We start from the raw sequence: 25779 nt of genomic DNA, 5'->3' as shown, positions 1-25779 counted from the left end.
GGCTCCGGCGTCCCTCACTTCGATTTCGGCCGACAGCGAGATAGCCGCGGTAGCAATGCGCAGAGCCGCTTCCTGGTGTTTCCGCGTTTGAGACTTGGCCAAAATGCTTGCGGCTAGGAGCAGGCGATTCCAATCGAAGGTCCGCTCGCCATCTTCTTCCCGGTCAACTTCAGTGATGTTGTCGATCTCTAATGCCACCGTGATCTGGGTAACCGCTTCGATCTCACTCGAAAGAGCCTCATCGATCAGCCAGTCAAATAGCTCCTCACTCTTCATGCTTCAGACCCAAAGCTTCTAGGAAACTCGCACGAAAACCTTCAGCTGACGGCATCGGCACGCAAAGGAACTGAATATCGAAATGTTGCAGCTTCTCCTCAAGAATCCGCTTGGAAACATTTCCGAGTCGTTTCGTCATCTCAGCTTTCGCTGCTTTAGCAATGTCTTCAGCTACTCCCTTTTCGTCTTTTCCAGGGTAAAAGTCAGCATCGAATCCGACGAGCGCCACACCGCAGTATTCAACTCGGTTTGATTGAGTAGAAGTCTTGTCGAAGTATTTCCTGAAGGCTGCTGTCAATTCGGGATCATTCAGATCAGCCTTGTCGCTAAGGAGGACCAAATCGCGCTCGCGAGATGAACCTTCATGGTCTTCTTCCAGCAAAAATGGGGCAAGAGAATTCAGGCAGTCTCGAATAGCGGTCGCCGGGTCGCCATATACTTTCGATTCTCCCCAAAAGAGCTTCAATAAACCTTCGTTCGAAACACTCGCGTAAACTCCATCAGCTCCATGATAGTGCATGCGAGAATCTGTCTTTAAGTCCATTTTGCAAAGGACTTGAGGCAATCCCAAGAAGCGCTCTGCTAGGATGTAGAGGAGCATTTCTCCACCTTCTCCAGTCTTGGAGAGATCGGTGAAAGTCGAGACAGCTTCGTGGTGAAGAGCGGTTGTGGCGCTTGAAGATTTGAACTTCGCGTCACGCTCACGTGCTGCTTGCATTCGACTCTTGGGTATTGCGTAGTCGGCAATCGCGTTGCGAAGGAATTCTGCAAGTCGCTTGGGGTTGACCCGCCCGTTTCCATCAATATTCAGGCAATGACAATGAATGCGCACACTGCAGCTATCAACAGTCAAATCCTTTTCGATCAGGCTCAGATGTACATCCAATTCTTCGGGATCGCCCGCGATAATCTCTTGCAGGTCATCTGGTGAGATCGTCGACAATACTGGTCTCCGCGACTTTAAGGGGTAGTTACTTGTACGGCGACCTGAGGTTGGTCTACTCCGTGGTTCTGAGGTGCACGCAAAAATAGGGACGCGCTATCACGGATCGAACTTTCGTCTGATGTAGGAAAATGGGCCAAAGACAATTATTATCCCCCATCCAATCAAGCGAGCTACCGCTCGCAGCCCAATCCAAGCTGCCTTCCATTGAGTTTGGGTGTGCTTGTTATCCGAGGCGAAGTTTCCTTCGGGTTGAGTGAGAAATCGTTCCCACAGCCCACCTTCCCTCAATTGTTCTTGAAGTCGTGTAGAACGCAAGGCCTCTGAGTGATCAAACGCAGGGTCCAAGTGATTGACCGCATACTCATCTAGATAACCAATACGTGCTCCAGGTCCCGTCCCAGGAATCATGAATTGGGCGAACAGCACCGGCATGTCTCTGCCACCCATATGATTGAGGACGGCTCCGACGCGATCATTCTCTGCCAGCGAGGCCCAATCGAAATCCGGTCTAACGATGCTGCCAACGGTAATCACTCGTCCAAACTTAAGGTCCTCGAACTCCGGGTCTCTCAAAACCTGTGTGAAGAGATGCGTGCCAAAACTATGTGCGATTATATCTGGCCTTTCGACAAGGCCTCTGGCTCTTGCATAGTCAATCGCCTTCCTCATTCTGCGCCCGAATGATTTGATTTGACGTTTTTGTAACGGGCGCGAAAGCACGTCGATTGTTGCCCAGCCGTACTTGTAGATCAAAATCGGAGCCGCATAACGAAGCTTATTGGCGATAAGCCAACTAAGGTCTTCCTGCCATGTTCCTCGTGTGTTGAAGCCATGAACTACAATCATCCATGGGATGTCTCTGCTTGGTTTCCCAACAATGCGGTATCGGGTGGAGACGATTGGCTCCTCGTCCTCAAGAGCGAACTCAAAGTTGCAATTTGCGCATTCACCCGCTGCCAACATACCGTCGTCGATGGTCTCGCCGCACTGGTGGTTCGGGCAGAGAAGATGATCGATCCGCCTCATCAAACCATCGACAACTTGGCTTTCAAGAAAATCGACCAGAGGTTGGTTAGGCCACGGCTCACCTCTCACTGCCGCAAACTGCTGGGCCGAGAATTCGAGCTCGGTGCCGTTTTGTTGACGACCCTTTATCTCATAGAGCCAGTCTTCGGCTTTAGTCATTTGCTGGAGCTGTGTTCAACCGGATGAAGCGATCAATGACGAAGTGCACAAATTCCCGTTTGCATTGTGCCCATATGCGGATGCGTCCTTCTTCCCCGGCGACTTCTACTGAGACCGGTTGGACCTGGTCATCGTTTTGTCGCACTGCGAACCTACCCTGAGCTCGCGTGAAAGCTTCATCGTTCACAGCTCGACGGGCTTGTCGAACAGCCTCGACTTGGTTGATTCCACCTTCGGCACTGGTTGACTTGAGTTCGACATATCCATCGTCAACTTCCATCCGAGTTTGCCTCGTTCCATCTTGGCGGCTGGCAGTCTTAACCGCTTCGGAAAGAGAGATAATCGGCCTAGGTGCATCGCAAAGTCCAATCTCTCGAAGCGCCTGCCAGACCACTGCTTTGGCTTCGACATGATCGATATCCTTGTTTCTATGGATTAGAACTACGCAGTGATCTTCATCGAAGCGCCAGATGAAGCGGACAACGCTCCTCTCGCGCATGAGCCGGTAGGCATCGAACCGAAAGAGGTCGCCATCGATCTCTCGTTCAAAGTCGCGAGCTCTCGCGCGAGGCCATGATTGCTTTCCGATGTGCCAAATAAGGGACACGCCTTGCTCATCGAGATCGATGCCGGACAGTGAATAATCATCTGGAAACTCGTAACTTTGTGGCGCTTCTAACAACTCAGCAAACTGGGTCGCTCTTATGGTCGCCGGAACTGTTTCAATCGGTATAGTCGGGCTAGCAAAGACATAGAGATGCTGGTTCCCCCAACCTTCAACCTCGGCCAGCCAGTCTTCGATGATCTCCTCAGTTAGGGCCCCGTTTTCAACCGCTTCCATGAGGTTGTTTGCAAAATCTCGTTTCGTAGTCCCGATTTTGATTTGATGCTGCCGGAGTAGTTCTTTGATGAAATCGTTCCCTTGTGCGAGAACTACGGTACGAATAACGTTCTTTAGTTCATCGATTGTCATGTTTTATTCCGGCCTCATCTATGAGTAGGCCTCAGGTATAGCAAGTACGGTACTCTTCCAAAAGGCCTAGGAAAGTCAAGGGAATGCAATCGGTACAAAGGTCGCGGAATGGAGTCGACGCATCTCAATGCGGGCCGTCAGGTAAGGGTTCAAAAAGCGCCATTACTCGGATGCGCCCCGCATAGGACATGACCACGTTGACTGTTGCTAAGTCGAAGAATTTAGGTCGCGCGGATGTCGCTATTGCCTTGCCGCAAGAAACGGCAACACCTTCGCACCCGCCTTCAAATCGTCCAGATAGTCGCTCCACCATTGGGCCATCTGCACACGCTCGTCCCAATAGTTGCCGCGATTGTAGATGCCCCTGATCGCGTTGCTGTCACCGTGCGCGAGTGACCTTTCGATGGCGTCAGGGTGCCACTTCCCGCTTTCGTTGAGGAAGGTGGATGCGGTCGACCTAAAGCCGTGCGCGGTCACCACGTCGGGGCCGTAGCCCATACGGCGCATTGCCTGGTTGATCGAGTTGTCGCTCATGTATTTCAGATGCGATTGCTGGGCGGGGAACATCTTCTCGAAGCCGCCCGTGTGACAGTGCAGCTCGCGTAGCAGGAGCATCACTTGGTCGGACAGAGGCACCGCGTGGAGGCGACGCAGCTTGGTCCGCTCGGCGGGAATGTTCCAGATCCGCTGACCCCAGTCGATCTCGGACCATTGCCCCATTCGCATCTCACCCGGACGGGTCATGATGTGAGGTAATATCTGCATGGCAATACGCACCAGCGGCGTGCCCGTGAATTCGTCGATATCGCGTAGGAGCTGACCGAACTTGTCGGGGTCCAGGATGGCTGCGCGATGGGTCACGATGGGGGTTGCCAAGGCATCGCCCAGATGGGCTGCAGGATCGCTCTTGCAGAGCGAACAGGCGATCCCGTGCCGGAACACCCTACTGGCCAATGCGCGGGTCCGGTTGGCGCTTTCACGGTGCCCTCTGCGCTCGATCTTCTTGAGGCTTTCGAGGACCTCGACCGGCTCGATATCATTGATCGGGCGCCGCCCGATGTCGGGTTCAAGTAGCGAGACATACCAGCGCGCTTTACGGATGGTCGATTCCGCCTTCCCGCTGTCTTCCATGCGCACTTTGATGAAATCCTCGGCGACGCTCTTGAAGCTGTTTCCGGCGTTCATGCGCGCCAATCGCTTCTTCCGCTTGCGCTCCAGCGTGGGGTCGATTCCGTCGAGAACCTTGAGCCTTGCCACATCCCTCCGCTTGCGCGCATCGGCGAGGGAGATATCTGGCCATGCTCCCAGAGCCATCCGCTTTTCCCTTCCGGCTATGCGAAACTTGTATCGCCAGAGCTTCGAGCCGTTCGGAAACACCTCCAAATAGAGGCCTTTTGAGTCGGTTTTCCGAAATGACACGCTTTTCGGGCGTAACCTACGGATTTCTTGCGCTAAAATCGGCATTTGGGGGCATGACCTTTCTGGCTGGCTTTATGCCCCCTTTCATGCCCCCAAATGGTGATAGACGTGGGGGCATGACGCGGGACAAAGCGGGAACATCAGAAAGTTACAAATACCCCAAAAACCGCTGAAAATCAACGGTTTCGGGACGATTTGGGAGAAAGCTCTGGTGCCGCTTACGTGACTCGAACACGTGACCCCATCATTACGAATGATGTGCTCTACCAACTGAGCTAAAGCGGCACATTCTCATTGCTGAGAAGGTGGAGGCCCGAGCCGGAATCGAACCGGCGTACACGGATTTGCAATCCGCTGCGTCACCACTCCGCCATCGGGCCGAGCCGCACTCCTTCAAGAGGAGGCGAGCGCGCGCACTAGCGATTCGCGGCGGCAAAAACAATCCTCCTCATGCGCTCTGAGCACGCCTATTCATTTCGCGACCTTCCGCAAGGTCAATCTGGACCGCGGGCTATGCCCAATGCAAAGAGGCGCCATGACTATTTCCAGCCTGCTCGAACCCATCACCGGAAAGCCCGGTCCGGCCACCCTCAGCCAAGCGAATGACTGGATGCAGGGGCGCACGCTCTACGGCGGCGCATCGGCGCTAATCGCTTTTACAATGGCTCAGCGAGCATTTCCTGATTTGCCGCCTCTGCGCGCTGCCCAAATCGGGTTTGTGGCGCCAGTGGGTGAGCAGATTGAGCTTTCAGCTGAAATCGTGAGGCAGGGGCGCAATGTCACTCAGGTTCGTAGCGAGATACGGAACGAGAAGGGCGTAGCGTTGACCGCTTTCTGGCTGTTTGCGGCAGAACGTGAGGCCAATGCAGTTCGCGCGGCTGAGCCGCTCCCTGGCTGGCCGGGTTCACCATCGGATAACGAGGTGACCATGAAGGGTCAGGGACCAAGCTTCATTCAGAACAATTTCGAAATCCGATTTGGGCAGGCAAAAGACGCTGATCACGGCGCCACGATCAGGCGCTGGGCTCGGCTAACAGAGGATCACGATCTGGATCCAGTCAGCAAGCTTGTCCTGATGGGTGATGTCATGCCGCCAGGGGCGATGCGGATTATGCAGCGCATGGGACCGATCAGTTCGATCAATTGGTCGTTCAATGTCCTCGATCCGAACACGCAATCAGAAGATGGGTGGTATCTGGCAGAGAATGCCAGCCAGCATGCTGACTCCGGTTATTCGTCCGAAAGACTGCGCATGTGGGATAGCGAAGGCCGACAGGTTCTAGATGGGCTTCAATGCGTTGCAGTCTTCGGTTAGCGCGAACCCTTAGACATCGGCGAACTTCGGTTTGCGCTTTTGCATTCCTGCCATGACCGCCTCGACCTGATTTGCCGTGCGCATAATGCCATGCTGTTCGATACTCTCTTCCAGCAGGATAGCATCTGTATCACGTTCCATCATGCTTGCCTGGAGGCGTTTCGCTGCGCGAATAGCATGCGGGTTGCGGTTCGCTATTTCGGTTGCAATCTCGGTCGCTCGGGCCAGCGGGTTTGTATCGACATGGGTGGCGAGGCCAAAACCTTGCGCTTCTTCCCCATTGAATTCGCGATTAGTGTAGATGAGCTCACGCAGCACATCATCACGCACGAGGCCGCGCCACAGAGCATAACCGCCCATATCAGGGACCAGACCCCATTTAAGCTCCATGATCGCCATGCGGGTTTCTGGGTGGGCAATGCGTATATCGGCTCCGCTCGCGATCTGAAGTCCGCCCCCGAAGCACACTCCATGCAGTGCCGCGACCACGGGAACCGGCAACTTGCGCCAGGTCATGGCCACCTGTTGAAACTTATTGGCATTGCCGTAAGTGCGCTCTGTCAGTTCAGGCTCATCGGGTGATGGCGTGCGAGTGAAACTCGCTGTATCAAGACCGGCACAAAAGGCTCGCCCCTCACCTGATAGCACCACCGCGCGCAGGCCTTCCAGTCTGTAAAGGTAGCTCCCTGCCTCAATGATCGCAGTGAACATTTCAGGGTCGAGCGCATTCATTTTTTCCGCGCGCGTTAGCCTGACCTGCGCGACACCGCTCTCGTCCAATTCAATTGAAACGCGATCGCTGACGGGTTTTTCGAGAGTAACAGCCATTTTTGAATGTCCCGTGCCTTGAATCAAATCCAGTGGCACAAGTGTGACTCTTCTCAGCGCGACTGTCCAGCCGCACCCGCTTACTCAAAGCTGCTCATTTTGCGAACACTCGCCCGCCGTAACGTCAACCTGACTGGCTTTCGCCCAAATCGCTGCAATCATCCGCATCTTTGCCTGTATCTTTAGCAAAATTGCTCGGACCGGGCGGTACGTCGAGAAAGTATCCCTTTTCCTTATGCGTCGCGAGGATGTGCGACAGTCCATAAGGTTCAAGCTTTGCTCTTACACGCGCAACATGGACAGCGACGCTGTTTGTCTTCGGCTCGAATGCGATGCGCCACACGTCGGCAAGAAGCTGCTGCTTTGAAAAGGCGACGCCTGGCTCCTCGGATAGCCTCCATAGAAGTTCGAATTCACGGGGGTGTAGACCAAGCCAACGATCCTCCACTCGGCCATCCCTATGAAATAGATCGAGCGTAACATCGCCCGCCTCACGGAACCTGGGAATAAGCGTGTCGCTGTCTGGAAACAAATTGTAAGCTGGTGTCGATGTCATAGATCCCCCCCTGCGCGCATCGAATAAACTGCAGTGCGTGTAAAAATCAGGTGGTCAGCCAACTCGATGTCCAGCGCTTCTGATAGCGCAGCGATCCGCGAAGTTACCTGGATGTCCATCGCACTTGGCCTGCAGTCACCCGATGGATGATTGTGCGCGATGATCATTACCTTAGTTTCCACATTTAGTGCTTTAGAGAATAAATCACGCATTCGTAAAGAAAGTTCTGAAGAATTTTTGCCCTCAAAGGTGATTTCGCCAAGAAAGCATCGATTTTTACCCAAAAAGACAGCGTGAAGTCTTTCACTCGTATCGCAGCTTGAGAATACACGCGACCTCATGTAATCAATCATCAATCGTAGACGCGTTTCGCTTGTGCAGTTTTTTGCAGCACTCGTAGATGACTGCTCGTGTCTAAGTTTTGAGATCATCAATTTTTCCTCTCAGTGAAGAAATCGTGTCCCAATATCCTGATGAGTGTCCACTTTTTTCCGGTGTTTTGAGAGGCGAGAGACCATTGGCGAGATATGCGCCAGTCCCTGTAGGGCCCATACTTTCGCTTGCGCTGAATATGGCGGGCAAGGCCAATGCCGAAGAACAGTAGTTGCAGCCAGCCAGGGGCAATCACCATAACGGCATAGGCGATGGGAGAAATGGCCTCGACAAGACCGCGTGCGACATGAGCTGTCATTGCGAGCAATTGCATGGCAGCTATCCACAGCATGTAATTGCGGTTCGCAAACAGAGCGCAAGTGATCCAGATAAGGCCGGCAAAAAGATCGGTCGCAGCAATATAAAATTCGATATCGCCGGATTGAAAGAAGCCGCCCCCTGTTGCCTGATACAATAGGTCAAGCAGTTCAAAAAAGACCAACCACGTGAGCGCAAAGATCCTCTCGGGACCACCTCCCCAGATCAGGGCGGCTACAATCAGAATGATTGCAACCGCGTCCTGAATAAAAGGGCGGTAGTCCGAGAAAACTAGTTCAAGCATGACGCTCTGGCATCAGCTCACGTGGCTCAGTTCGGGTGTAGCTGCATCCTCGACAATGCTTGCGCGCTCGACATCTGTTGGCACGTTTTTATCGCCAGCCATTTTTTCGCGGGCGACTTTGCTAAGCTCATCATGAACCCGCAAAAGGTTGGTCGACATTGAAAGCGCCTGGTCTTCAGCTTGATTGAGGCGCATCAGAGCGCGCTGGCCAACGTCAACCTCCACTTCTGGGTTTTGACGTGCAGAAATCATGGCCTGCTTCAAGCGGGCAAAAGCGATCATGGATTCATCGGCGAGAGCTTCCGCTTCGCGCATAAGTTTTTTGATGTTGTAGGCGTCAGCGGTCATGCGTTCGGTCATTGGTGGTCTCCACGGCCGCCTCGCTCGTCAGGCTTGGCCTTGTGTGTCCACGGAGATTGATGCCTTGCCGTCCAGTGCTTCGCTTATTGTAATCGCTGCGGTCGCCATCAAAACCACTGCAGCTAAGAACCCAAAAGCGATCACAATGATCGCTCCAAATCGAAACAAGGCGGCGTGTTCACCATCGAGCACTCCGGGGACGACTTTTGGTTCTCCAGGTCGCAACCAAGGCGCCTGTTCAACCATCGGCATAACATCGTTTATCGTCAGGTTGCCGCGGTCGTCCCGTAGAAAGGACTCGCTGACTTCTGCTGGGATTGGGACCTGATTTTTGCTGTATGCAGGTTCGCTTAACCCTGCCACCTCGGGTATTTTCGTAACGTCTTCAGAATTCGGTAAGGGGATCGCAGAGTTTGCTTCACCCCGCCCGTCCTCAGCCTGCGCTTCTCTAGGATCAGACATGGGATCTGGAAGTGTGGCGCGATACTTTTCGACCAGGTCGCCAAGGCTGCCGGCATCATAAATGTCTTTCAGGGCCCGGATATGCTGATTGATCCGGGTCTCGGATACACCGAGATCCTGAGCTATAACTTTGATCGGAACCCGACGATCAATGCGCACCATCACAGCGTGCTGTCGATCAGTCAGCGGTTTCGACGATTTCGGTGGCATCCCGGCCTCCTTAACCCGACTGATCCGCCTTACTATCTGAATGGTCTATCTTACAAATCGCTCCAGTTCTTTGGCAAAAAAATCGTAAATGCTTGAATTCAATACTAGCTTGCTGGGGCATTGATGCCCTTTGATGTGAGATAGCGCTTAATATTGCGCGCAGCCTGTCGCAGCCTCTGCTCGTTTTCAACCATGGCGATGCGAACATATCCTTCGCCTTCTTCTCCATATCCAACGCCTGGCGCCACAGCGACTTTTGCTTCGGTCAGTAATTCTTTAGAGAATTCAAGGCTTCCCATGTCTGACAATGCAGGCGGCAAGGGGGCCCAGGCAAACATGGATGCGGACGGCGGCGGGATTTCCCAACCCGCTCGTCCAAACGATTCGACCATCACATCGCGGCGTTTTCGATACAGTGATCGGTTCTCTTCAACGATGTCCTGTGGCCCATTCAAGGCCGCGCATGCTGCCGCCTGAATGGGAGTGAACGCTCCATAATCCAAATAAGACTTCACCCGCGTTAGCGCCGCAATCAATTGCCGATTGCCAACCGCAAAGCCCATCCGCCAGCCCGCCATTGAATAGGTTTTGCTCATGCTGGTAAACTCCACTGCAACGTCCTTTGCCCCCTTAACCTGAAGAATGGACGGCGTGGGATCATCGCCATAATAGAGTTCAGAATAAGCGAGATCTGATAGCACCCAGACCTCGTTATCTCGTGCCCAGTCGACCAGCCTCTCATAGAAAGCCAGATCGACGGTTTCGGCAGTGGGATTGGATGGATAGCTCACGACGAGAACACTTGGCCGTGGCACAGTGAAATTCATCGCACTTTCGAGCGAGCGCCAATAATCCTCGTCCGGTGTTGTGGGTACCGACCGAATGGTGGCGCCTGCTATAATAAAGCCAAAAGTGTGGATCGGGTACGACGGGTTTGGCGCAAGCACGCAATCTCCCGGCGCAGTAATCGCCGTCGCAAGGCTTGCAAGCCCCTCTTTCGAGCCCATAGTGACGACAACTTCTGTCTCAGGATCAAGATCAACCCCGAAGCGCCTTTGATAGTAGTTAGCCTGCGCTCGCCGAAGCCCAGGAATGCCTTTGGACTGCGAATATCCGTGCGCATCGGGCTTCGCTGCCACTTCGCACAGCTTGTCTATGACATGTTGCGGAGGCGGCTGATCAGGATTGCCCATGCCCAGATCAATGATATCATCACCACTCTGGCGAGCAGCGTGACGCATGGCGTTCACTTCCGCGATGACGTACGGCGGAAGGCGCTTCATGCGATAGAATTGGTCGTTCATTGCGTACCCTACCCACATCTGAGCAATCAAAATGACAGCAGACGTAATCATTGTTTAGGCCATAATCGGTCGAACTTGGAAGGCGTTTTCGCTAAGGTTCCCCGGATAGCCGGATCCTGGGACTCGGAATGGCTAGAAATTTGAAGGATTGATTTTGCTATGGCTTCCAAGAACTCCACAGAAAGTGCTGCGGCAGAATTTCTTCAGAGCGAACCATTCAAGGCATTTTTCGACATGCAGGGCGGCGCAATGCGCGAGATGCTGGCTTCGGCCATGTCGCCATCACTTGGCGCCGGAGATTCAAGCGCGATAAATCTGCCTCATGCTTTGCCCGAAGGCTTAAGCCTGGGCGACTTGGGGGAATGGGCAAAGGCAAGTGCCCAGTTGCAGAAGATGTGGCTCGAATTCGTTTCGCATCAAGCCTCTCAATCAGCTTCGAAAGCGCCGAACTCTTCTGGTCTTCTGGACCCGGCGCAGTGGCTGATGATTTCGCAGAGCATGCTGAAGCAAATGCCAAAGGGTCTGCTTGAAGCACAATCAAAGTTGACGCAGGACACGCTGCAATTGTGGCAAGGCGTCTTTGAGCGAATGACAGGGCAGGACCTTTCCGAAAAGGGGGCGGAGGAATTGCCCGCCCTCGAATTTCCTCACAAGGATCGGCGCTTTGCTGATCCAGCGTGGCGTGATCTGCCTGCGTTTGCACTGCTCCATCAAACCTATTTGATGCTGGCCGAGTATTTTCAGCAATCGGTGAAATCCATGGGCGGGCTCGACCCGATGAAACGGCAGCAATTGGAATTTGCGATTGGCGCGCTGTCGGAAGCCATGAGCCCTGCCAACTTCATGCTCACCAATCCGGTCGTAATGAAACGCACTGTGGAGACGCGCGGACAAAACCTCGTGCGTGGTATGGAGCATTTGATCACCGATCTGAAGCGCGGTCAGCTCACCCACACGGATCCGGACGCTTTTACTCTAGGCGAGAATCTTGCGTCGACACCGGGCAAAGTGGTTTTCGAAACAGAGTTGTATCAGCTGATCCAGTACAACCCTTCGACCAAGGATGTTTATGAAGTCCCGCTGGTCATCTTCCCACCTTGGATCAATCGATTCTACATCCTCGACCTCACTGAGAAGAAGAGCTTCATCAAATGGGCCGTCGATCAAGGCATCAGCGTTTTTGTTGTCAGTTGGAGATCAGCCGACGAGAGCCTGAAGGATGTTGTGTGGGACGACTACATCCGCAGCCAGATCGAGGCGATCGACGAGGTACGTGATCGCTTGTCAGTGCCGCACGTTCACACAATCGGGTACTGTGTGGCAGGCACCACTTTAGCTGCAACACTCGCAATTCTGGCCCGGCGAGGAGAAGCGGACCGGGTTAAGAGTGCGACCTTTTTCACCGCTCAGGTGGATTTTGAGAAAAGCGGCGACCTCAAACACTTTATCGATGATGCGCAGTTGGAGATGCTCGGCAGTCTCGGCGGTCAGGGGTACATCGATGGGCGGTATCTCGCGGCGACATTCAATGCGCTACGCGGCAAGGACCTGATCTGGAACTACGTCGTCAACAATTATCTGCTGGGCGAGGATTATCCCGCTTTTGACCTCCTTCACTGGAATGGGGACGTCACCAACCTCCCTTCGAAGTGGCACAATGACTATCTGCGTGACCTCTATCGTGACAATAAGCTGGTAGTGCCCGACGCATTGGAAGCTGATGGAACTCCGATCGATCTGACGCAGGTCGAAACACCTACCTTTGTGCAAGCGGGGCGCGAAGATCATATCGCTCCTGCCGAAAGCGTTTGGCGGATCACCGATCACTTCAAAGGGCCGCTTGAGTTCCTGCTTGCAGGATCGGGCCATATCGCGGGCGTCGTGAACCCTCCGGCTGCTGGCAAGTATCAGTATTGGCTGGGCGACAGCAAAGCCCCTTCACTTGAGGCGTTTGTTGAAAGCGCGGAGGAACATCCGGGTAGTTGGTGGCCGCATTGGATGGAATGGCTCGATGCGCAAGCGCCGAAGAAAGTGCCAGCGACCGGAAAGCGCAAGCCGGGTGGACGCGGTGATAAAGTCATCGAGGATGCGCCTGGACGATATGTGAAGGCACGTTAAATTTGCAAAGCACATGCGTGGTGGGCTTCGCAAAACTCTCCTACATCAATAAATTCAGCTCCTTAGCAATTTATTGTGCACTGCACAAAAATGCTTGACTTCGCAGTCGCAATCGCTATTTTGTGCAGTGCAACATAAAGCGAGGATGACATGGCAGAAGCCAACACCAAATCGAAAATCGATGCCGCGGCTGAAAAAGCATACGAAGAAGCGGCAACGAAAAGTTCAACTGCGAGTGCGGCCAAGGTTGCTGACGCTGTCGAAGCCGATGCGCCTAAGGCAACTGCAAGCGCCAAGACTGTGAAGAAGGCAGTTTCTGCGCCTCAGAAGAAAACTGCCACCGCCCGCAAGCCAGCTGCGAAAAAGGCTCCCGCCAAGAAAACGGCTGCCAAAACCGCAACTGCGAAGAAAACTCCGGCCAAAAAGACACCGGCTGCTCGTAAGAAGCCTGCCGCAAAGAAAACCCCGGTTGCTGCCAAGAAGGCTGCACCAAAATCGGCCACCAAGACAACAACCAAGACCACCGTCTCAAAAATTAAGGATACCATCATGGCAACTGCAGAAAAAACCGACATCACCGCACAAGCCAAGGAAATGGCTGCTGACGTTCAAGAGCGTGTGAAGACTGCTTACGCGAAAACCGGCGAACTCGCTGGCGAGCTGGGCGAATTCAACAAAGCCAACGTCGACGCAATGGTCGAAAGCGGCAAGATCTTCTTCGCCGGCGCACAAGAGCTGGTGAAAGACAACGTCGAAACCGGCAAGAACGTCGTTGAGACCGTCACTGAAGACGCCAAGAAAATGGCTGCTGTTAAGTCGCCGACCGAACTTATGCAGCTTCAGGGCGAACTCGCTCGTCGCAACTTCGACGCTGTCGTTTCTTTCGGTTCGCAGCGCACCGAAGCATGGGTCAAGCTCTACAACGATGCTTTCGCACCAATCTCGAACCGCGTGAGCGTTGCTGCCGAGAAAATCTCGAAAGCTGCTTAAGCGAAAAAGAGTTTCTGAACCGGGCCTCTCTCCTCTCTCCCAAACCCGGTTTATGAAAACGCGCCAATGAGCGCAGGGCCGGATTGATCTTTCAGGATCAGTCCGGCCCTTACTTTTGTCTGGTGGATTTGCCCGGCCAGGCATTCCAGCTTCACGAACAATGGCCCAAAGCCGGGACCATTTGAACCGTCGAGCCGTTATCATCCCTCACACATCTTGCGATCAGGCCAGCTAATCCCATAATGGAGGATCAATGAGTCGCCCTCTTCCCTCTTTCCCGTCTGCAAACGAACTGTTCAGCCTTCAAGAGGCTGCGCATTGGATAGGCAATGTCGACTCGACTGCTGCAGGCGACGATGATGATAAGAGCGGCGATGGCGATTCAGATAATGAAGTCGGCATCGCGACCAAGACCCGCACCAAGCCGAAGAAACCCAGCCAATACAAAGTGCTGCTTCTAAACGACGATTACACGCCGATGGAGTTCGTCGTGATGGTCCTGAAGCGGTTCTTCAACATGGATCTGGAACAGGCGACGCGGGTCATGCTGCACGTCCACCAAAAAGGCGTCGGCGTGTGCGGTATCTTCCCATATGAAGTCGCCGAAACCAAAGTGAACCAGGTTATGGACTTCGCGCGCAAAAATCAGCATCCGCTGCAATGCACGCTTGAAAAAGCGTGAGCCTTTTTAGCGGCCATCCCACGCCAGATCCGGTAAAACCAGGACAGGAAAGCGTCTGGGATTATCCCCGCCCTGCAATCTGCGAGCCCACGACACGCCGTATCCAGATTATCCATCACGGGGTCCAATTGGTCGACAGCCGCAATGCGTGGCGCACGCTCGAAACTTCGCATCCTCCCACCTATTACATTCCGCGCGATGATATCGCGATGGATTTCCTGAAGCCCAATCCGCGCCGGACGATGTGCGAATGGAAGGGACAAGCACACTATTTCGACTGCGTGATTGAAGACGAGAGATTGGACGCAGTCGCATGGACATATCCCGACCCCACGCCCAGTTTTGAAGGGATACGCGATCACCTCGCCTTCTATCCAGATCCGCTCGATCAGTGTCTCGTCGATGGCGAACAAATAACGCCGCAGCCGGGCCAGTTTTATGGCGGCTGGATCAGCCAATATGAAGCCGGCCCATTCAAAGGCATTCCAGGAAGTCGTTTCTGGTAAATCAATGGCTAAGGCGGCGAGGTGTATTCCGCCGTTTCAGGGCATGACGAAGCGTTAATTTCGCGCTAGGGGCGGAGCGAAAGCACGTCGAAACAAATCGCCTGAAGAGGTGCCGCCAAAGTGTCCAGCACAGTATCGAGCCCGCTGAACAGTCTCGACCGGTATATTTTCCGGCTCGTCCTGTTTCCCATGCTCGGAATCTTTGCGCTTGCCGCTTCGCTGCTGCTGCTCGACAAAATGCTGCGCCTGTTCGATTTTGTTGCGGTTGAAGGCGGCCCCGTCGGCGTTGTTTTCAAAATGCTGGGTGCATTGATCCCCGAATATGCAAGCCTTGCCATTCCCTTGGGTTTGCTGCTGGGCGTGCTGCTTGCGTTCCGCAAACTTGCGACGTCTAGCGAACTCGATGTGATGCGCGCCGTTGGGCTTTCTTATTGGCGTCTCCTGCGCGTTCCCTATGCCATCACACTCGTGCTGGTGGCCGTCAATGTCGCGCTGGTATTCTATATCCAGCCGATCAGCCGATATTATTACGAGCAGATGGAATATGAGCTGCGTTCGGGTGCATTAGGCGCTTCGATTAAGGTGGGCGAGTTCACGACTCTGGCCGACCGAATGGCGCTCAGAATCGAAGGCAGCGAAGATGATGGCCAGCGCCTTCAGGGTATTTTCGCGCGCGTAGCCAACAGCAAGGGTCAGGTGCTCTCTATCAGCGCGCGCGAGGGATCATTCCTCGCCACTCAGGACAGCCCCGACACAATCATCCTGCGCCTTTCCGAAGGGACAATCGTGCAGGATACCGGCAGCAAGACACCGCGCGTTCTTTCATTCAGCCGCCACGATCTGCCCATTGATCTGCCAGCCATCGAAGAATTCCGCGCGCGCGGCGATGAAACACGCGAATACATTTTACCCGAGTTGCTCAGGATTGGGTGGAGCCCAACAAGAACCGAAGCAGAGCGAGACGCAAGCCAGGCGACTTTCAATTTCCGCATGGTCGAAGTGGTGATGATGCTATTGATGCCGCTGCTCGCAGTGGCGCTTGCGATACCGCCCAAACGATCAACCAGTGCGCTAGGCGTCTTCGTCTCAATCGTGATGGTGGTCTCCTATCACAAGATCAATCAATACGGAGAAGACATCGCGGCGCTTGGGAGGATCGATCCAATCGTCGCCTTGTGGGGGCCGTTCTTTGTCTTCGGAGCGCTCATCATCTGGATGTTTTATCGCGTCGCCTATGTCCCCGGCGCCCAGCCTTTGGGCGCGTTGGAAACGGCGTTCGCGAAAGTGACCAAGAAACTTGGCAAACTATTCGGACGGCAACAGCCAAAGTCCACAAGTCATTCGGATGTAATGGATGCGGAAATGGCCCCGGCCGAATAACGCAGATCACATTGGATGCAGCTCGACTTTTTCCCTTCGCGCACTCTGACGCTTTACCTCGCCAAGATGTTCATCATCCGCATTCTGGCGGTTTTGGTGATGCTCGTGCTGGTGCTGATGGCGCTCGATCTGCTTGGCAATACCGGCGATATTCTGGCGCCAGAGGGTAATGGGCAGGCCGAAATCCTCAAATATGCGAGCCTTCGCATTCCGCAACTGATTGCACGGTTCCTGCCCTATTCTGTTCTGTTGGCGACCCTGATCGCGCTCGTGACGCTCAATCAGAACAGCGAAGTGGTGGCGATGAAAGCTGCGGGACTTTCCGCACACCAAATCCTTGCGCCACTGCTGCTAACCGCTGCTCTCATCGCTGCAGTCAGCTTTGCTTTTAACGAACGGATCGTTACCCGCGCCAATGCGACGCTTAAAGTCTGGGAAGCGGTCGATTACGGCCCAATCCCCGAGGAATCCGGGACGCGAGCGAATATCTATCTGACCGATGGCACGAATATTCTTACAGCATCCTCGCTTGCAGGCAGAGACGAAGATATCCGGCTGCGCAATGTCACTTGGTATGCACGTATGCCCGGTGGGATCATCAGCGAGCAGGTGCGAGCAGAAACAGCGAGTTATGCAGGGCCCGGCTGGCGTCTCAGCAACCCTGTCAGCTTCAATGTGGCTAGCGCTAAAACTGAAAGCCTCGAAAGCCTTGTCGTCGGTGAGCTTCTTACGCCTGAGCAGATTGATCTCCAATCGGTCGATCCTGATGCGCTAAGCTTTTTTGAGCTTAGTGAGACGATCGACGCCTTCGAAGCAGTTGGGCGGCGCACATCCGAAATGCGGGCGAAATGGTGGCACCGGTTGGCGGGGCCTTTGTCCGCGCTCCTGATGCCTCTGTTGGGATCAATCGCCGCCTTTGGTCTTGCGCGATCGGGCCAGCTTTTTGTCCGCGCGATCATCGGGATGGCATTGGGATTTGCCTACTTCGTGGTCGACAATGCCGCTCTCGCCATGGGGAGTTTCGGCGGATACCCGCCTTTCCTCGCCGCATGGGCGCCGTTCCTTTTGTTCTTGCTGGTGGGTGAGACTGTCCTTATCCGGACCGAGGAATGACCGATTGGTCCCTGCGCCTGGCGCGCCCGGAAGATGCTGACGCCTTTCACAGGGTTGAAGAGGACGCCGCGAAACTCCTTATCAACGAGCCAAGCCTTGAAGGCATTCCCGTACCGCCCAGTCGGAGCGCCGATGAATACCGCGAGATGATCCGACAGCGCCATTGCCTCACAGCATGCGCTGAGGACGAAGTGATCGGCTTCGCTGCTGCACGCCGCATTGAACGAGAAGTGCATTTGCACGAACTCAGCGTCGCGACTGCATTTCAGAACAAGAGGATCGGAGCAACGTTGCTGGGCGCTCTCAAAATCGACTGCCGCAACGCTGGGATCCGCGCTATCACGCTGAACACCTATCGCGACATCCCATGGAACGCTCCATTTTATGAGCGCCACGGATTTGTGATTATCGAAGATCTGGAAGCTTACCCCAGACTGGCGAAAGGCCAAGACGCGGCGGTCGAATTTGGCCTGCCGAGAGATCGTCGCTGCGCGATGATCTGTTTTCTGGACTAGCCTTTCGTCCCCATAGTGCTTTTGGCAATTCGGCCTACCAAATTCGCCATTCCGGGATGGTTTGCGCCGTCATAGGTTGAACCGTCGCCCAACTCTTCTTTCAAGCGCCGATGCGCCTCTGGTAGGTCGTGATAGGGCATGGAAGGCATCAGGTGATGAAGTGCGTGATAGCGCAGACCCACCGGCGCCCAAACTTCCGCAATCTGGCCCGGCGGGGGCACATTTACGCTGTCGAGGAACTGCGCTGTCACAGTCATCGGCTCACCCTCATTCTCCCAAAGGTGGGCGACCAGCGTGCGAAGCTGGTTCAAGGTGGCGGTAAGAGACAGGATGATAAGCGCCGTCAGCAGCGGCTGCCAGCCGAGCACCTGAGTGCTAAAAATGAGCGCCCAAGACCAGACGAACACGCCAGCTTCTTGCCAAGCTACGCGCTTTCGGAATTCACCTTCAGGCGGCTTGCGACGGAAATCTGGATTGATTGAAAGCGACGAAAAACGCTGCCACGTAAAATTCCTGATCGAAGGAATAATCACTCCCAATGGCACGAGCACAGCCGCGCGAACAATCAGTGCAATCGGCGCAAGAAGTGCAACAAGCACAAACAAAGGCAGACTCCACGGCTTCATCAGAGCAAGCGGGAGATATTCTGGATCCTCAATGGTGCCGTATTGCGTGCGCTTGTGGTGGATCACGTGCACGCCTTCGTACATGAAGCTGGGCGTCAGCAACGGGATTCCGACGAGCAAATTCCACCCTGTTCGAAAGCCCGGCAAGGCATTCTTATGAATATGCGTGAGTTCGTGGATGAACATCAGTGCGCGGTAAAGCGCCAGCGCAGCCACCAGCCCTGCAAAAATCGAAATAGCGATATTCGTAGACAAGATCGCAGCCGCAATCCCTGCATATCCGATCCCAGCTGAAATCAGCATGTCGGGCCAGTAAATACCGGGGCGCGCGTCGCCAAGGTCCTTCGTCAGATCGCGCGCTGCGCGCAGCATGTCCTTGTCATCGTTGGTCTGGAAATCGGCACGCGTTGCACGCGGTAGATCCCGCGCATTTGGTGTGGCCGAAGAATGAAGCGTGTGCATGGTCATGACTGTGTTCTCGGCGCGTTATTACCGCAATTCCTTTCCAATCGCCAAATTCGTTATGTTGGCAAGAGTGATCGAGTGGCTTGCTTGTCTAGCGCGAGCACGACAGACAAGCCTTGATCGATATCAATACGGGATGAATGGCTTGGAAGACGCGCAAATAATCATTGAACCGGTTGACGACAAGAAGGGGCGCGCCCGATTTGTCGATCTAGGCCGGGAATTCGCTGCGCGCCTGCCTCATTCGGTGCCGCAATTGCGCAGCGAGCAGCTGGAACTGATCAATCCTGCAAAGAACCCCCTATTCGGCCACACGAAGGCGCAATTGTTTATCGCGCACCGCGGTAGCCGGCCCGTAGGGCGCATTTCTGCCCAGATAGATGAGCTCGCTCTCAAATCGCCACCGGAACAGGGTTTTGGCCCCGGCACAGGTATGTTCGGCTATTTCGATGCCGAAGATGAGATGATCGCGAAAGCGCTAATCGCACGAGCAGAGGAGTGGCTAAAAGCCGAGGGTATGACGCGTGCGCTCGGCCCAATTTCCATGGCCATGTGGGAGGAACCCGGATTGCTTATTAAGGGCCAGGATCATGCGCCGATGGTGATGATGGGGCATCACCCCGTGCACTATGCAGACTGGATCACAGGGGCAGGTTATTCGCGCGCAAAGACGCTTTACACTTATGATCTCGATATCACGACCGAGTTTCCCCCGCTGGTTCAGCGCATCGTTAAATCTGGCGAGCGCAATGACCGCATCACGGTCCGCCATGTCGATAAATCGCGTTGGGACGAAGATGCAGCGATTGTCCTCTCAATCCTAAATGATGCGTGGTCCGACAATTGGGGTTTTGTGCCATTCACTCCCGAAGAAGTGGCCTATGCGGGCAAAAAACTGAAACCGATCATCAAGGAAGAGCTAAACATGATTGCCGAGGTGGATGGCCGCCCGGTTGCCTTTATGCTGGTTTTTCCGGACGTGAATGACGCGCTTGCAAAGATCAGAGGCAAGCTGTTTCCGTTTGGCTGGTTCCACATGCTGCGCTGGCTGCGGAAACCTCTTGGTGCGGGGATGCGGGTGCCGCTGATGGGCGTGCTCAAAGAATTCCAGAATTCGCGCTTGGCCAGCCAACTTGCCTTCATGATGATCAGCGCGATCCGCGAGAACGCGCACAGCAAGTACGGTTCATCGCGCGGAGAGATTGGCTGGATCCTCGAAGACAATCAGGGAATGGTCGCGATTGCTGACACCATCAATAGCCAAATAAATCGCGAATATGCGATTTTTGAAAGAACGCTGACCTAAAGCGATCAGAGCAGCATCAACAAAAAAGGCCTCTACTCCGGAGAGTAGAGGCCTTTCGGGATCGTATCACCAGCCGCTTGGACGGGAGGGGGGGTCTCGGCGGTGATAATGACATAATGCGCGGGCTGAAGAGGGGTTCCCGGCAACGATTATTTTTTCTTCTTTTCCATCCAGATCGGAGCAAAATCACGGCTTGAGCATTTCTTTTGCATCGATCAACGGGGTGCACTTGGAACGCGTTTCCGATCTCAATCCGAGGAATAGCCATTCGCGCAAAGCCCGCGATCTTGCTGGCTTATCGCGAAAGAGCGCGTTAAAGGCTGAACGAACATTCAGGAAATAATATGTCTCTCGCTCAACAAGTTGCCGCCAACCTGCCGTTCCTGCGCAGATACGCCCGTGCTCTTACGGGCTCGCAAAGCACCGGCGATGCATTCGTGCAGGCCACTTTGGAGGCGGCTCTCGCTGATGAGGAGCTCAAAGCTTCGCTCGATAACGGGCGGATCCCACTATATCGCGCGTTCAACAAGGTTTGGTCGAGCGCTTATCTTGATGTGCCGCATGCTGATGATTTGGCCGGCGAACACGAAGTCGGCGCTCAAAATCGCCTTGGATCGATAACACCGCTCAATCGTCAGGCACTGCTTTTGACGACTTTGGAGGATTTCTCTCCTGCACAGGCTGCTCAGATTATGGATATGAGCACCGAGCAGGTCGAAGGGCTCGTCGCCGAAGCGGTGGCAGAAATTGATCGCGAACAGGCGACCAGCGTCCTGATTATCGAAGATGAACCGCTGATCTCCATGCAGTTGGAAGACCTTGTTTCATCACTTGGACATGAGATTTTCGGCACGGCCGCGACACGCAGTCAAGCCGCTGAATTGCTGGGCGATAAGACGCCGGGACTGGTGCTTGCTGATATCCAGCTTGCCGATGGATCGTCAGGCCTTGATGCAGTGGATGATATTCTCGAGATCGCCAGCATGCCCGTGATTTTCATTACGGCTTACCCCGAGCGCTTGCTCACCGGGGATAGACCAGAGCCGACTTACCTCGTGACCAAACCGTTCCAAGAACAAACCGTGCGAGCCGCCATTAGCCAGGCTCTGTTTTTCGGGTCCAGCAAACCCATGGGCTGATCGGCTGGTACGGTTCGGTCCTAATCCATGGCTCTTATCTTGAACTCGCCCCGCTGACGCACGGGCACACGCATTACGCAGCGCACCCCTTCTTTTGCGAACGTAAGATCAACAGGGTTTTTGAGTTCGTGCGCAATGATCTTTTCGATAAGGTCAGTACCAAAACCCCTGCCGCGGTTTTCGCTAACGGGAGGGCCATTGCGCTCGATCCATTCGACTTCGGCAAGATCGTCAGAAATCAGAGACCATTTCACAGCTACTGATCCATTGGGCACGCTCAGGGCACCGTATTTTGCAGCGTTAGTCGCAAGTTCATGGACAGCTAGACCAAATGACAAGGCGTCATTAGGCGCAAGCTCCACGTCGGGCCCTTCGAGCCTCACGTCATGATCTGTCGCGGCGCTAAATTGTCCAAGCTCGGCATCAACGACCGATGCGATTGGCGTCGTTCCCCAATCGGTGCTGGTCAAAAGATCGTGTGTTGCCGACAGGGCCCGAATGCGCCCCTCGAAACTGTCCGCAAACTGATCAAGGTCACTCGCCCTGCGGCGCGTCAACGACAGGATCGACAGAACATTGGCGAGTGTGTTCTTGACCCTGTGATTGAGTTCGCGCGTGAGAGTAGCCCGGATCGAATACTGCTCTTCAAAAAACGCAAGGCGCGACTGATCCTCATAGGCCTGCTGGGTCAGAAGCCGGGCAAGTAGCATCAAGAGACCTGCAACAGAGAGCCCAAACAACAGGGTCAGCATAGAAAGCGGAGCGAGCACCAGACTGCGACGCGATTCGATTACCAATTGCAGCTGTCGGTTGGCGATAGTGACTGGCGATTCAAACTGGTCTGAAACACTGTCATCCAGTGATCGCGCGACAAGCAAGTGCCGTGTGTCTTTACTGCCGTCATAAAGCCTCACCCCGTATTTCTCGGGCGATGCCACTTCTATAGCTGCGTCAAGAAAACGGCCCGCGTGAAAGGGGCTAAAGACAAATCCAGCAAGCTCGCGATCATTCCCAGCTCCGCCGGGTACAGGACGATAAACAGGCATGAAAATCACAAATCCAGGGGCCGATTTGGTTTTGGTTTGAGCAAGGCTTATTCGGCCGGACGCGGTTGGCAGAACTGTGAGCAGAGCCTCTTCCATCGCGGCAGCGCGCACCGGATCTGAATAGAGGTCAAACCCGAGCTTCTGAGGGCTGCTGCCTGAATTGCGCGAAAAATAGGTCACAGGTGCCAGCGCGGTTTCATTATCATCGCTGTAGGGATGCACGCCGGGAAAGTCTGGCTGATAGGCTTCGATCCGTTCTCGAAACGCCGGGACGTCCTCTGGCTCGATAAGCTCGGCCCAGCCAATGCCTTCAGCGCCCTGGTAAGTCAGGTCGAGACGGAGTTCGGCGACAAATTGCTGGAAATCCTGTGGCGTTATGTCTTCGCGGCTGGTGAGCAAAGCAGCACCCGCGCGCAAATAGGACGAAAAGCTCGATCCCCGGCGTTCCAATGCAGATTCAATTGCTTGGCCATAAGCTTCAAGCTGAGCCTGCTCGCGCGCACGGGCATTGCTTTCTACCGCGAACACACTGAGAGCAGTGATCGCAGCCACTGCAGCAAAGATCGCGAGAGGTATGGCACGCGGGTATTCGATCAGCCAACGCCGCGTCCGGTTGGTTGCTGTTTTCGGGCCATTCACCGTTTCGGCAGACAGCTTTTCCCCGGTCGCACTGTTCAAAACTTCGCCCATTTGGGTCTGTAAAATCCCACGCTTCTATCGTGCACACTTGTGTGCACGGAACAAAAAAGCCGCGGGATCGTTCCCAAATCAGCAACAATCGCGAATATGGATTGCTTGGTTTTTATCGCCGGAGAGCAAGCTCGACTAGCGATCAGTACCAAGCTACAGAACTGAATATGGGATCCAATAAACACCCCTCCAAGGATGCGAAAAGCGCAGCTTCGCAGTCGGATGATCCCGACTGGGCAGCTGGCCTGAAGCAATTGTACGATGCGGTGGTTGAAGAAGAACTGCCCGATGCGTTCAAGAACTTGCTGGCGAAGCTTGACGACCCTGCACCGGATGGCGGTGCTGGCCCAGATGACGGTTCTCCTGCGTGACAGACAGCAAGACCAAAACAGATAAGCCTCCACCTCAGCCCAAGCGCACCGCAAAAGAGAAAGCGGAGTTCAAGCGCGAGCTGACCGAAGTGGTTCCGCACCTGCGCGCATTCGCTCGCGGGCTATGCGGCCGCCCGGATATGGCCGATGATCTGGTGCAGGAAGCGCTTTTGAAAGCGTGGGCTGCGCAGGAACGCTTTGAACCCGGTACATCGATGCGTGCCTGGACCTTTGTGATTTTGCGCAATGCCTATCTCACCGATATGCGCCGCAATCGGTTTCGCGGCGAATATGATGAGGGCGTTGCCGAGCGCATATTGACAGCGCCAGCAGGGCAAGAGGAACCCATCCATCTATCCGATATGCACCGTGCTTTGCTTACCTTGCCTCCCGAACGACGCGAGGCACTGTTGCTGGTGGGCGCTGGCGGCTTTTCTTATGAAGAAGCAGCACAAATCTGCGGCTGTGCGGTTGGAACAATCAAGAGCCGTGTGGGCCGCGCGCGAGCTACGCTCAATTCGATGTTGGCCGAAGGAGATATTCCAAAGCGGTCAATCGAAGATGAAACAGCACATCGCGCTATCCTTGAAGAGCTCGACGATGTCTCTGCCGGGTTTGACGGCAGCATCGACAAAAACTGATTTCGCTAATCCTGCGACCGATCAACCGCACTCGTCACGGCGAGGTTCATCGTTACGTTTCCTAGCGTGCGCATGATATCGGGGATCATTTCAACCGCAACCAGCAGCGCGAGAGGTTCAACCGGCACACCCATCGCAATCGCAATGGGTCCGATGGACACGACAAAGCTGATCGAACCGGGCAGGCTGACTGAGCCGACGCTGATAATGACGGCAACGCCAATACCAATCAGCATGAGCGGCATTGAAACGGTAGCTCCCGCAATCTCGGCGACATAAAGCGCGACCGCCAGGTTCATTGCCACACTGGTTGCGCGGAATATCGCAACGGCTAGCGGCAGAACAAACTCAGCAGTGCTAGGGCGCAATTTGAGGCGGGCTGCACTATCGAGCATGGCAGGGAGGCTTGCGAGCGAGCTCTGCGTGGATACGGCAACGGCTTGGGCAGGCAGGATCGCCCCAGCAAAGCGCCACGGCGCAATCCCTCCCAACGCCCAAGCCAAACCATAAGCGAGCAAAAAGATAAACCCGCCCATAGCGGAGACGATCACAATATAGTGAGCGAGTGCGGCAAACGCTCCGCTCCCGGCTCGCATACCTACTCCAAATGCCAACGCCGCAACGCCGATCGGAGCGAGCCACAATACCCAACCGATAATCAAAAGCATCGCATTGGCAAGCGCGTGGAAGAACCCAAGCAGGCTCTCGCTTTGATGCCGCGGCAATCGCGACAGCGCGATCGCAAACAGCGCGAAAAAGATGGTGAGCGGCAACATCGCAGTTTCAGCCGCCGCTGCGATGATGTTGGGCGCCACCAGAGATTTCAGGAATTCAAGCGGGCCAGGCACCTCACCGCTAACCTGTGCTCCATCAGCGATGAAGAATGCAGCGTCCTTGGGAATTTGAAAGGCTTCCAAAAGAAGCGGGAAAGCGAGCGCCGTAAACAGGCCACCCGTTATAGCCACGCCCAATACCAGCAAGATGAAACGCTGGGCTGCCTGGCCAGCGCTTGCAGCTTCGATCATTTGAGTGAGGCCGAGCACAAGAAGGCTCGCGACAAGTGGGATTATCGTCATCTGCAATGCGCGCAGCCACAAAGTGCCGATGACCGATACAATCTCTGTCACCCAAGCAGGCAGGTTCACTTCTGAAAGGCTAACCCCTGCCGCCAAGCCCAGTACCAAAGCTGCAAATGTCGCCACCACTGGCAGTTTGATCGTCACCAGTTGAAAGCGTTGTTCGACTGCAGTCGCATTTGTTTCAGAACCCGTCGGCAATGCGTTCCCCCCAGTCATTCATGTCACACTTTTTAGCTTGTTGATGGCCGCAATTGCCCTTCCCTTTGCGCGATAACCGCGCTTAA

26 protein-coding genes and 2 tRNA genes are annotated in these 25779 nt (G+C 54.6%); 12 read left to right on the top strand and 16 right to left on the bottom strand.

Features of this window, described 5'->3' with window-relative positions; all coding sequences use genetic code 11:
• Positions 1–265: 265 nt before the first annotated feature.
• The 6 genes from AUC45_RS11990 to AUC45_RS11965 form a co-directional block, all read right to left on the bottom strand.
• Positions 266–1219 carry a DUF1837 domain-containing protein gene (locus tag AUC45_RS11990; protein ID WP_067602815.1) on the bottom strand — a complete coding sequence of 318 codons (954 nt, stop codon included), beginning with the start codon at positions 1217–1219 and terminating at the stop codon, positions 266–268.
• A gap of 99 nt (positions 1220–1318) precedes the next feature.
• Positions 1319–2407 carry a hypothetical protein gene (locus AUC45_RS11985; protein ID WP_067602812.1) on the bottom strand — a complete coding sequence of 363 codons (1089 nt, stop codon included), beginning with the start codon at positions 2405–2407 and terminating at the stop codon, positions 1319–1321.
• Positions 2400–3380 (bottom strand): hypothetical protein, encoded by a 981-nt coding sequence (locus tag AUC45_RS11980; RefSeq protein ID WP_067602810.1) that lies wholly within the window; start codon positions 3378–3380, stop codon positions 2400–2402. The genes AUC45_RS11985 and AUC45_RS11980 overlap by 8 nt, the downstream gene beginning before the upstream one ends.
• Before the next feature lie 240 nt (positions 3381–3620).
• A complete protein-coding gene (locus tag AUC45_RS11975; protein WP_067602807.1) occupies positions 3621–4844 on the bottom strand; it encodes an integrase arm-type DNA-binding domain-containing protein in 1224 nt (407 codons plus the stop codon).
• A gap of 164 nt (positions 4845–5008) precedes the next feature.
• Positions 5009–5084: transfer RNA gene (locus AUC45_RS11970), tRNA-Thr, on the bottom strand.
• Between the two features lie 21 nt (positions 5085–5105).
• Positions 5106–5179: transfer RNA gene (locus tag AUC45_RS11965), tRNA-Cys, on the bottom strand.
• A 155-nt stretch (positions 5180–5334) separates the two neighbouring features.
• Here AUC45_RS11965 and AUC45_RS11960 point away from each other — a divergent pair.
• Entirely contained in the window at positions 5335–6114 is a 780-nt protein-coding gene (locus tag AUC45_RS11960) for an acyl-CoA thioesterase II (protein WP_067602804.1), read from the top strand.
• Positions 6115–6123: 9 nt separating this feature from the next.
• On the opposite strand, the gene AUC45_RS11955 is transcribed toward AUC45_RS11960, so the two are convergent.
• The 7 genes from AUC45_RS11955 to AUC45_RS11930 all read right to left on the bottom strand — a co-directional run bounded on the left by AUC45_RS11955 (position 6124) and on the right by AUC45_RS11930 (position 10828).
• Positions 6124–6942, bottom strand: a complete 819-nt coding sequence (locus AUC45_RS11955) for a crotonase/enoyl-CoA hydratase family protein (protein ID WP_067602801.1) — start codon at positions 6940–6942, stop codon at positions 6124–6126.
• A gap of 124 nt (positions 6943–7066) precedes the next feature.
• Positions 7067–7498, bottom strand: a complete 432-nt coding sequence (locus AUC45_RS11950) for a winged helix-turn-helix domain-containing protein (protein WP_067602794.1) — start codon at positions 7496–7498, stop codon at positions 7067–7069.
• A complete protein-coding gene (locus AUC45_RS15595; RefSeq protein WP_197409561.1) occupies positions 7495–7851 on the bottom strand; it encodes a JAB domain-containing protein in 357 nt (118 codons plus the stop codon). Before AUC45_RS15595 ends, AUC45_RS11950 begins: the two co-directional genes overlap by 4 nt.
• Positions 7852–7928: 77 nt before the next feature.
• Positions 7929–8492 (bottom strand): hypothetical protein, encoded by a 564-nt coding sequence (locus AUC45_RS11945; RefSeq protein WP_067602791.1) that lies wholly within the window; start codon positions 8490–8492, stop codon positions 7929–7931.
• A 12-nt stretch (positions 8493–8504) separates the two neighbouring features.
• The gene (locus AUC45_RS11940) at positions 8505–8852 is read right to left on the bottom strand and encodes a hypothetical protein (protein ID WP_233998743.1); all 348 of its coding nucleotides are present in this window, start codon (positions 8850–8852) and stop codon (positions 8505–8507) included.
• Positions 8853–8879: 27 nt separating this feature from the next.
• Positions 8880–9476: a hypothetical protein gene (locus AUC45_RS11935; protein ID WP_233998741.1), complete on the bottom strand. Its 597-nt coding sequence runs from the start codon at positions 9474–9476 to the stop codon at positions 8880–8882.
• Between the two features lie 152 nt (positions 9477–9628).
• Positions 9629–10828 (bottom strand): LL-diaminopimelate aminotransferase, encoded by a 1200-nt coding sequence (locus AUC45_RS11930; protein WP_067602785.1) that lies wholly within the window; start codon positions 10826–10828, stop codon positions 9629–9631.
• A 159-nt stretch (positions 10829–10987) separates the two neighbouring features.
• On the opposite strand from AUC45_RS11930, the gene AUC45_RS11925 reads away from it, so the two are divergent.
• From AUC45_RS11925 to AUC45_RS11895, 7 genes are all read left to right on the top strand, one after another.
• Complete coding sequence (locus tag AUC45_RS11925) at positions 10988–12946, top strand: alpha/beta hydrolase (protein ID WP_067602781.1); 1959 nt, start codon at positions 10988–10990, stop codon at positions 12944–12946.
• Positions 12947–13096: 150 nt separating this feature from the next.
• Positions 13097–13936, top strand: coding sequence for a phasin family protein (locus AUC45_RS11920; RefSeq protein ID WP_067602779.1), 840 nt, complete (start codon positions 13097–13099; stop codon positions 13934–13936).
• Between the two features lie 322 nt (positions 13937–14258).
• Positions 14259–14618: an ATP-dependent Clp protease adapter ClpS gene (clpS, locus tag AUC45_RS11915; RefSeq protein ID WP_067603882.1), complete on the top strand. Its 360-nt coding sequence runs from the start codon at positions 14259–14261 to the stop codon at positions 14616–14618.
• A complete protein-coding gene (locus AUC45_RS11910) occupies positions 14615–15124 on the top strand; it encodes a DUF427 domain-containing protein (RefSeq protein ID WP_067602776.1) in 510 nt (169 codons plus the stop codon). Before clpS ends, AUC45_RS11910 begins: the two co-directional genes overlap by 4 nt.
• A gap of 120 nt (positions 15125–15244) precedes the next feature.
• The gene (gene lptF / locus AUC45_RS11905; RefSeq protein WP_255356308.1) at positions 15245–16504 is read left to right on the top strand and encodes an LPS export ABC transporter permease LptF; all 1260 of its coding nucleotides are present in this window, start codon (positions 15245–15247) and stop codon (positions 16502–16504) included.
• Between the two features lie 15 nt (positions 16505–16519).
• Positions 16520–17617 carry an LPS export ABC transporter permease LptG gene (lptG, locus tag AUC45_RS11900; protein WP_067602770.1) on the top strand — a complete coding sequence of 366 codons (1098 nt, stop codon included), beginning with the start codon at positions 16520–16522 and terminating at the stop codon, positions 17615–17617.
• Complete coding sequence (locus AUC45_RS11895; protein ID WP_067602768.1) at positions 17614–18132, top strand: GNAT family N-acetyltransferase; 519 nt, start codon at positions 17614–17616, stop codon at positions 18130–18132. Before lptG ends, AUC45_RS11895 begins: the two co-directional genes overlap by 4 nt.
• Here AUC45_RS11895 and AUC45_RS11890 read toward each other — a convergent pair.
• Entirely contained in the window at positions 18129–19226 is a 1098-nt protein-coding gene (locus AUC45_RS11890) for a fatty acid desaturase (protein ID WP_067602764.1), read from the bottom strand. The genes AUC45_RS11895 and AUC45_RS11890 overlap by 4 nt on opposite strands.
• Positions 19227–19359: 133 nt before the next feature.
• Here AUC45_RS11890 and AUC45_RS11885 point away from each other — a divergent pair, with 133 nt between their 5' ends.
• Positions 19360–20529 carry a hypothetical protein gene (locus tag AUC45_RS11885; RefSeq protein WP_067603880.1) on the top strand — a complete coding sequence of 390 codons (1170 nt, stop codon included), beginning with the start codon at positions 19360–19362 and terminating at the stop codon, positions 20527–20529.
• 344 nt (positions 20530–20873) lie between these two features.
• Positions 20874–21668 (top strand): response regulator, encoded by a 795-nt coding sequence (locus tag AUC45_RS11880; protein WP_067602762.1) that lies wholly within the window; start codon positions 20874–20876, stop codon positions 21666–21668.
• 20 nt (positions 21669–21688) lie between these two features.
• Here AUC45_RS11880 and AUC45_RS11875 read toward each other — a convergent pair whose 3' ends face one another.
• Positions 21689–23404, bottom strand: a complete 1716-nt coding sequence (locus AUC45_RS11875; protein WP_082701108.1) for a CHASE domain-containing protein — start codon at positions 23402–23404, stop codon at positions 21689–21691.
• A 167-nt stretch (positions 23405–23571) separates the two neighbouring features.
• On the opposite strand from AUC45_RS11875, the gene AUC45_RS11870 reads away from it, so the two are divergent.
• Complete coding sequence (locus AUC45_RS11870) at positions 23572–23775, top strand: NepR family anti-sigma factor (RefSeq protein WP_067603876.1); 204 nt, start codon at positions 23572–23574, stop codon at positions 23773–23775.
• Positions 23772–24416 carry a sigma-70 family RNA polymerase sigma factor gene (locus AUC45_RS11865; RefSeq protein WP_067602759.1) on the top strand — a complete coding sequence of 215 codons (645 nt, stop codon included), beginning with the start codon at positions 23772–23774 and terminating at the stop codon, positions 24414–24416. Before AUC45_RS11870 ends, AUC45_RS11865 begins: the two co-directional genes overlap by 4 nt.
• A 5-nt stretch (positions 24417–24421) precedes the next feature.
• Here AUC45_RS11865 and AUC45_RS11860 read toward each other — a convergent pair whose 3' ends face one another.
• Positions 24422–25711, bottom strand: coding sequence for a dicarboxylate/amino acid:cation symporter (locus AUC45_RS11860; protein WP_082701107.1), 1290 nt, complete (start codon positions 25709–25711; stop codon positions 24422–24424).
• Between the last annotated feature and the right edge of the window lie 68 nt (positions 25712–25779).

The sequence above is a fragment of the Erythrobacter sp. YT30 genome (assembly GCF_001542875.1).
Classification (GTDB): Bacteria; Pseudomonadota; Alphaproteobacteria; order Sphingomonadales; family Sphingomonadaceae; genus Erythrobacter.
The sequence above is the reverse complement of the archived record's forward strand: the minus strand, read 5'-3'. Positions and strand labels throughout refer to the sequence as shown.

What these genes read in the sequence shown, in the direction of transcription:
- AUC45_RS11940 (WP_233998743.1), bottom strand. Translation starts at nt 8,852, where the DNA reads ATGACCGAACGCATGACCGCTGACGCCTACAACATCAAAAAACTTATG.
- AUC45_RS11880 (WP_067602762.1), top strand. Translation starts at nt 20,874, where the DNA reads ATGTCTCTCGCTCAACAAGTTGCCGCCAACCTGCCGTTCCTGCGCAGA.
- AUC45_RS11930 (WP_067602785.1), bottom strand. Translation starts at nt 10,828, where the DNA reads ATGAACGACCAATTCTATCGCATGAAGCGCCTTCCGCCGTACGTCATC.
- AUC45_RS11925 (WP_067602781.1), top strand. Translation starts at nt 10,988, where the DNA reads ATGGCTTCCAAGAACTCCACAGAAAGTGCTGCGGCAGAATTTCTTCAG.
- AUC45_RS11875 (WP_082701108.1), bottom strand. Translation starts at nt 23,404, where the DNA reads ATGGGCGAAGTTTTGAACAGTGCGACCGGGGAAAAGCTGTCTGCCGAA.
- AUC45_RS11890 (WP_067602764.1), bottom strand. Translation starts at nt 19,226, where the DNA reads ATGACCATGCACACGCTTCATTCTTCGGCCACACCAAATGCGCGGGAT.
- lptG (WP_067602770.1), top strand. Translation starts at nt 16,520, where the DNA reads ATGCAGCTCGACTTTTTCCCTTCGCGCACTCTGACGCTTTACCTCGCC.
- AUC45_RS11980 (WP_067602810.1), bottom strand. Translation starts at nt 3,380, where the DNA reads ATGACAATCGATGAACTAAAGAACGTTATTCGTACCGTAGTTCTCGCA.
- AUC45_RS11935 (WP_233998741.1), bottom strand. Translation starts at nt 9,476, where the DNA reads ATGGTGCGCATTGATCGTCGGGTTCCGATCAAAGTTATAGCTCAGGAT.
- AUC45_RS11870 (WP_067603876.1), top strand. Translation starts at nt 23,572, where the DNA reads ATGGGATCCAATAAACACCCCTCCAAGGATGCGAAAAGCGCAGCTTCG.
- AUC45_RS11960 (WP_067602804.1), top strand. Translation starts at nt 5,335, where the DNA reads ATGACTATTTCCAGCCTGCTCGAACCCATCACCGGAAAGCCCGGTCCG.
- AUC45_RS11895 (WP_067602768.1), top strand. Translation starts at nt 17,614, where the DNA reads ATGACCGATTGGTCCCTGCGCCTGGCGCGCCCGGAAGATGCTGACGCC.
- AUC45_RS11955 (WP_067602801.1), bottom strand. Translation starts at nt 6,942, where the DNA reads ATGGCTGTTACTCTCGAAAAACCCGTCAGCGATCGCGTTTCAATTGAA.
- AUC45_RS15595 (WP_197409561.1), bottom strand. Translation starts at nt 7,851, where the DNA reads ATGATTGATTACATGAGGTCGCGTGTATTCTCAAGCTGCGATACGAGT.
- AUC45_RS11950 (WP_067602794.1), bottom strand. Translation starts at nt 7,498, where the DNA reads ATGACATCGACACCAGCTTACAATTTGTTTCCAGACAGCGACACGCTT.
- AUC45_RS11945 (WP_067602791.1), bottom strand. Translation starts at nt 8,492, where the DNA reads ATGCTTGAACTAGTTTTCTCGGACTACCGCCCTTTTATTCAGGACGCG.
- AUC45_RS11860 (WP_082701107.1), bottom strand. Translation starts at nt 25,711, where the DNA reads ATGACTGGGGGGAACGCATTGCCGACGGGTTCTGAAACAAATGCGACT.
- AUC45_RS11920 (WP_067602779.1), top strand. Translation starts at nt 13,097, where the DNA reads ATGGCAGAAGCCAACACCAAATCGAAAATCGATGCCGCGGCTGAAAAA.
- AUC45_RS11975 (WP_067602807.1), bottom strand. Translation starts at nt 4,844, where the DNA reads ATGCCGATTTTAGCGCAAGAAATCCGTAGGTTACGCCCGAAAAGCGTG.
- AUC45_RS11985 (WP_067602812.1), bottom strand. Translation starts at nt 2,407, where the DNA reads ATGACTAAAGCCGAAGACTGGCTCTATGAGATAAAGGGTCGTCAACAA.
- AUC45_RS11885 (WP_067603880.1), top strand. Translation starts at nt 19,360, where the DNA reads ATGAATGGCTTGGAAGACGCGCAAATAATCATTGAACCGGTTGACGAC.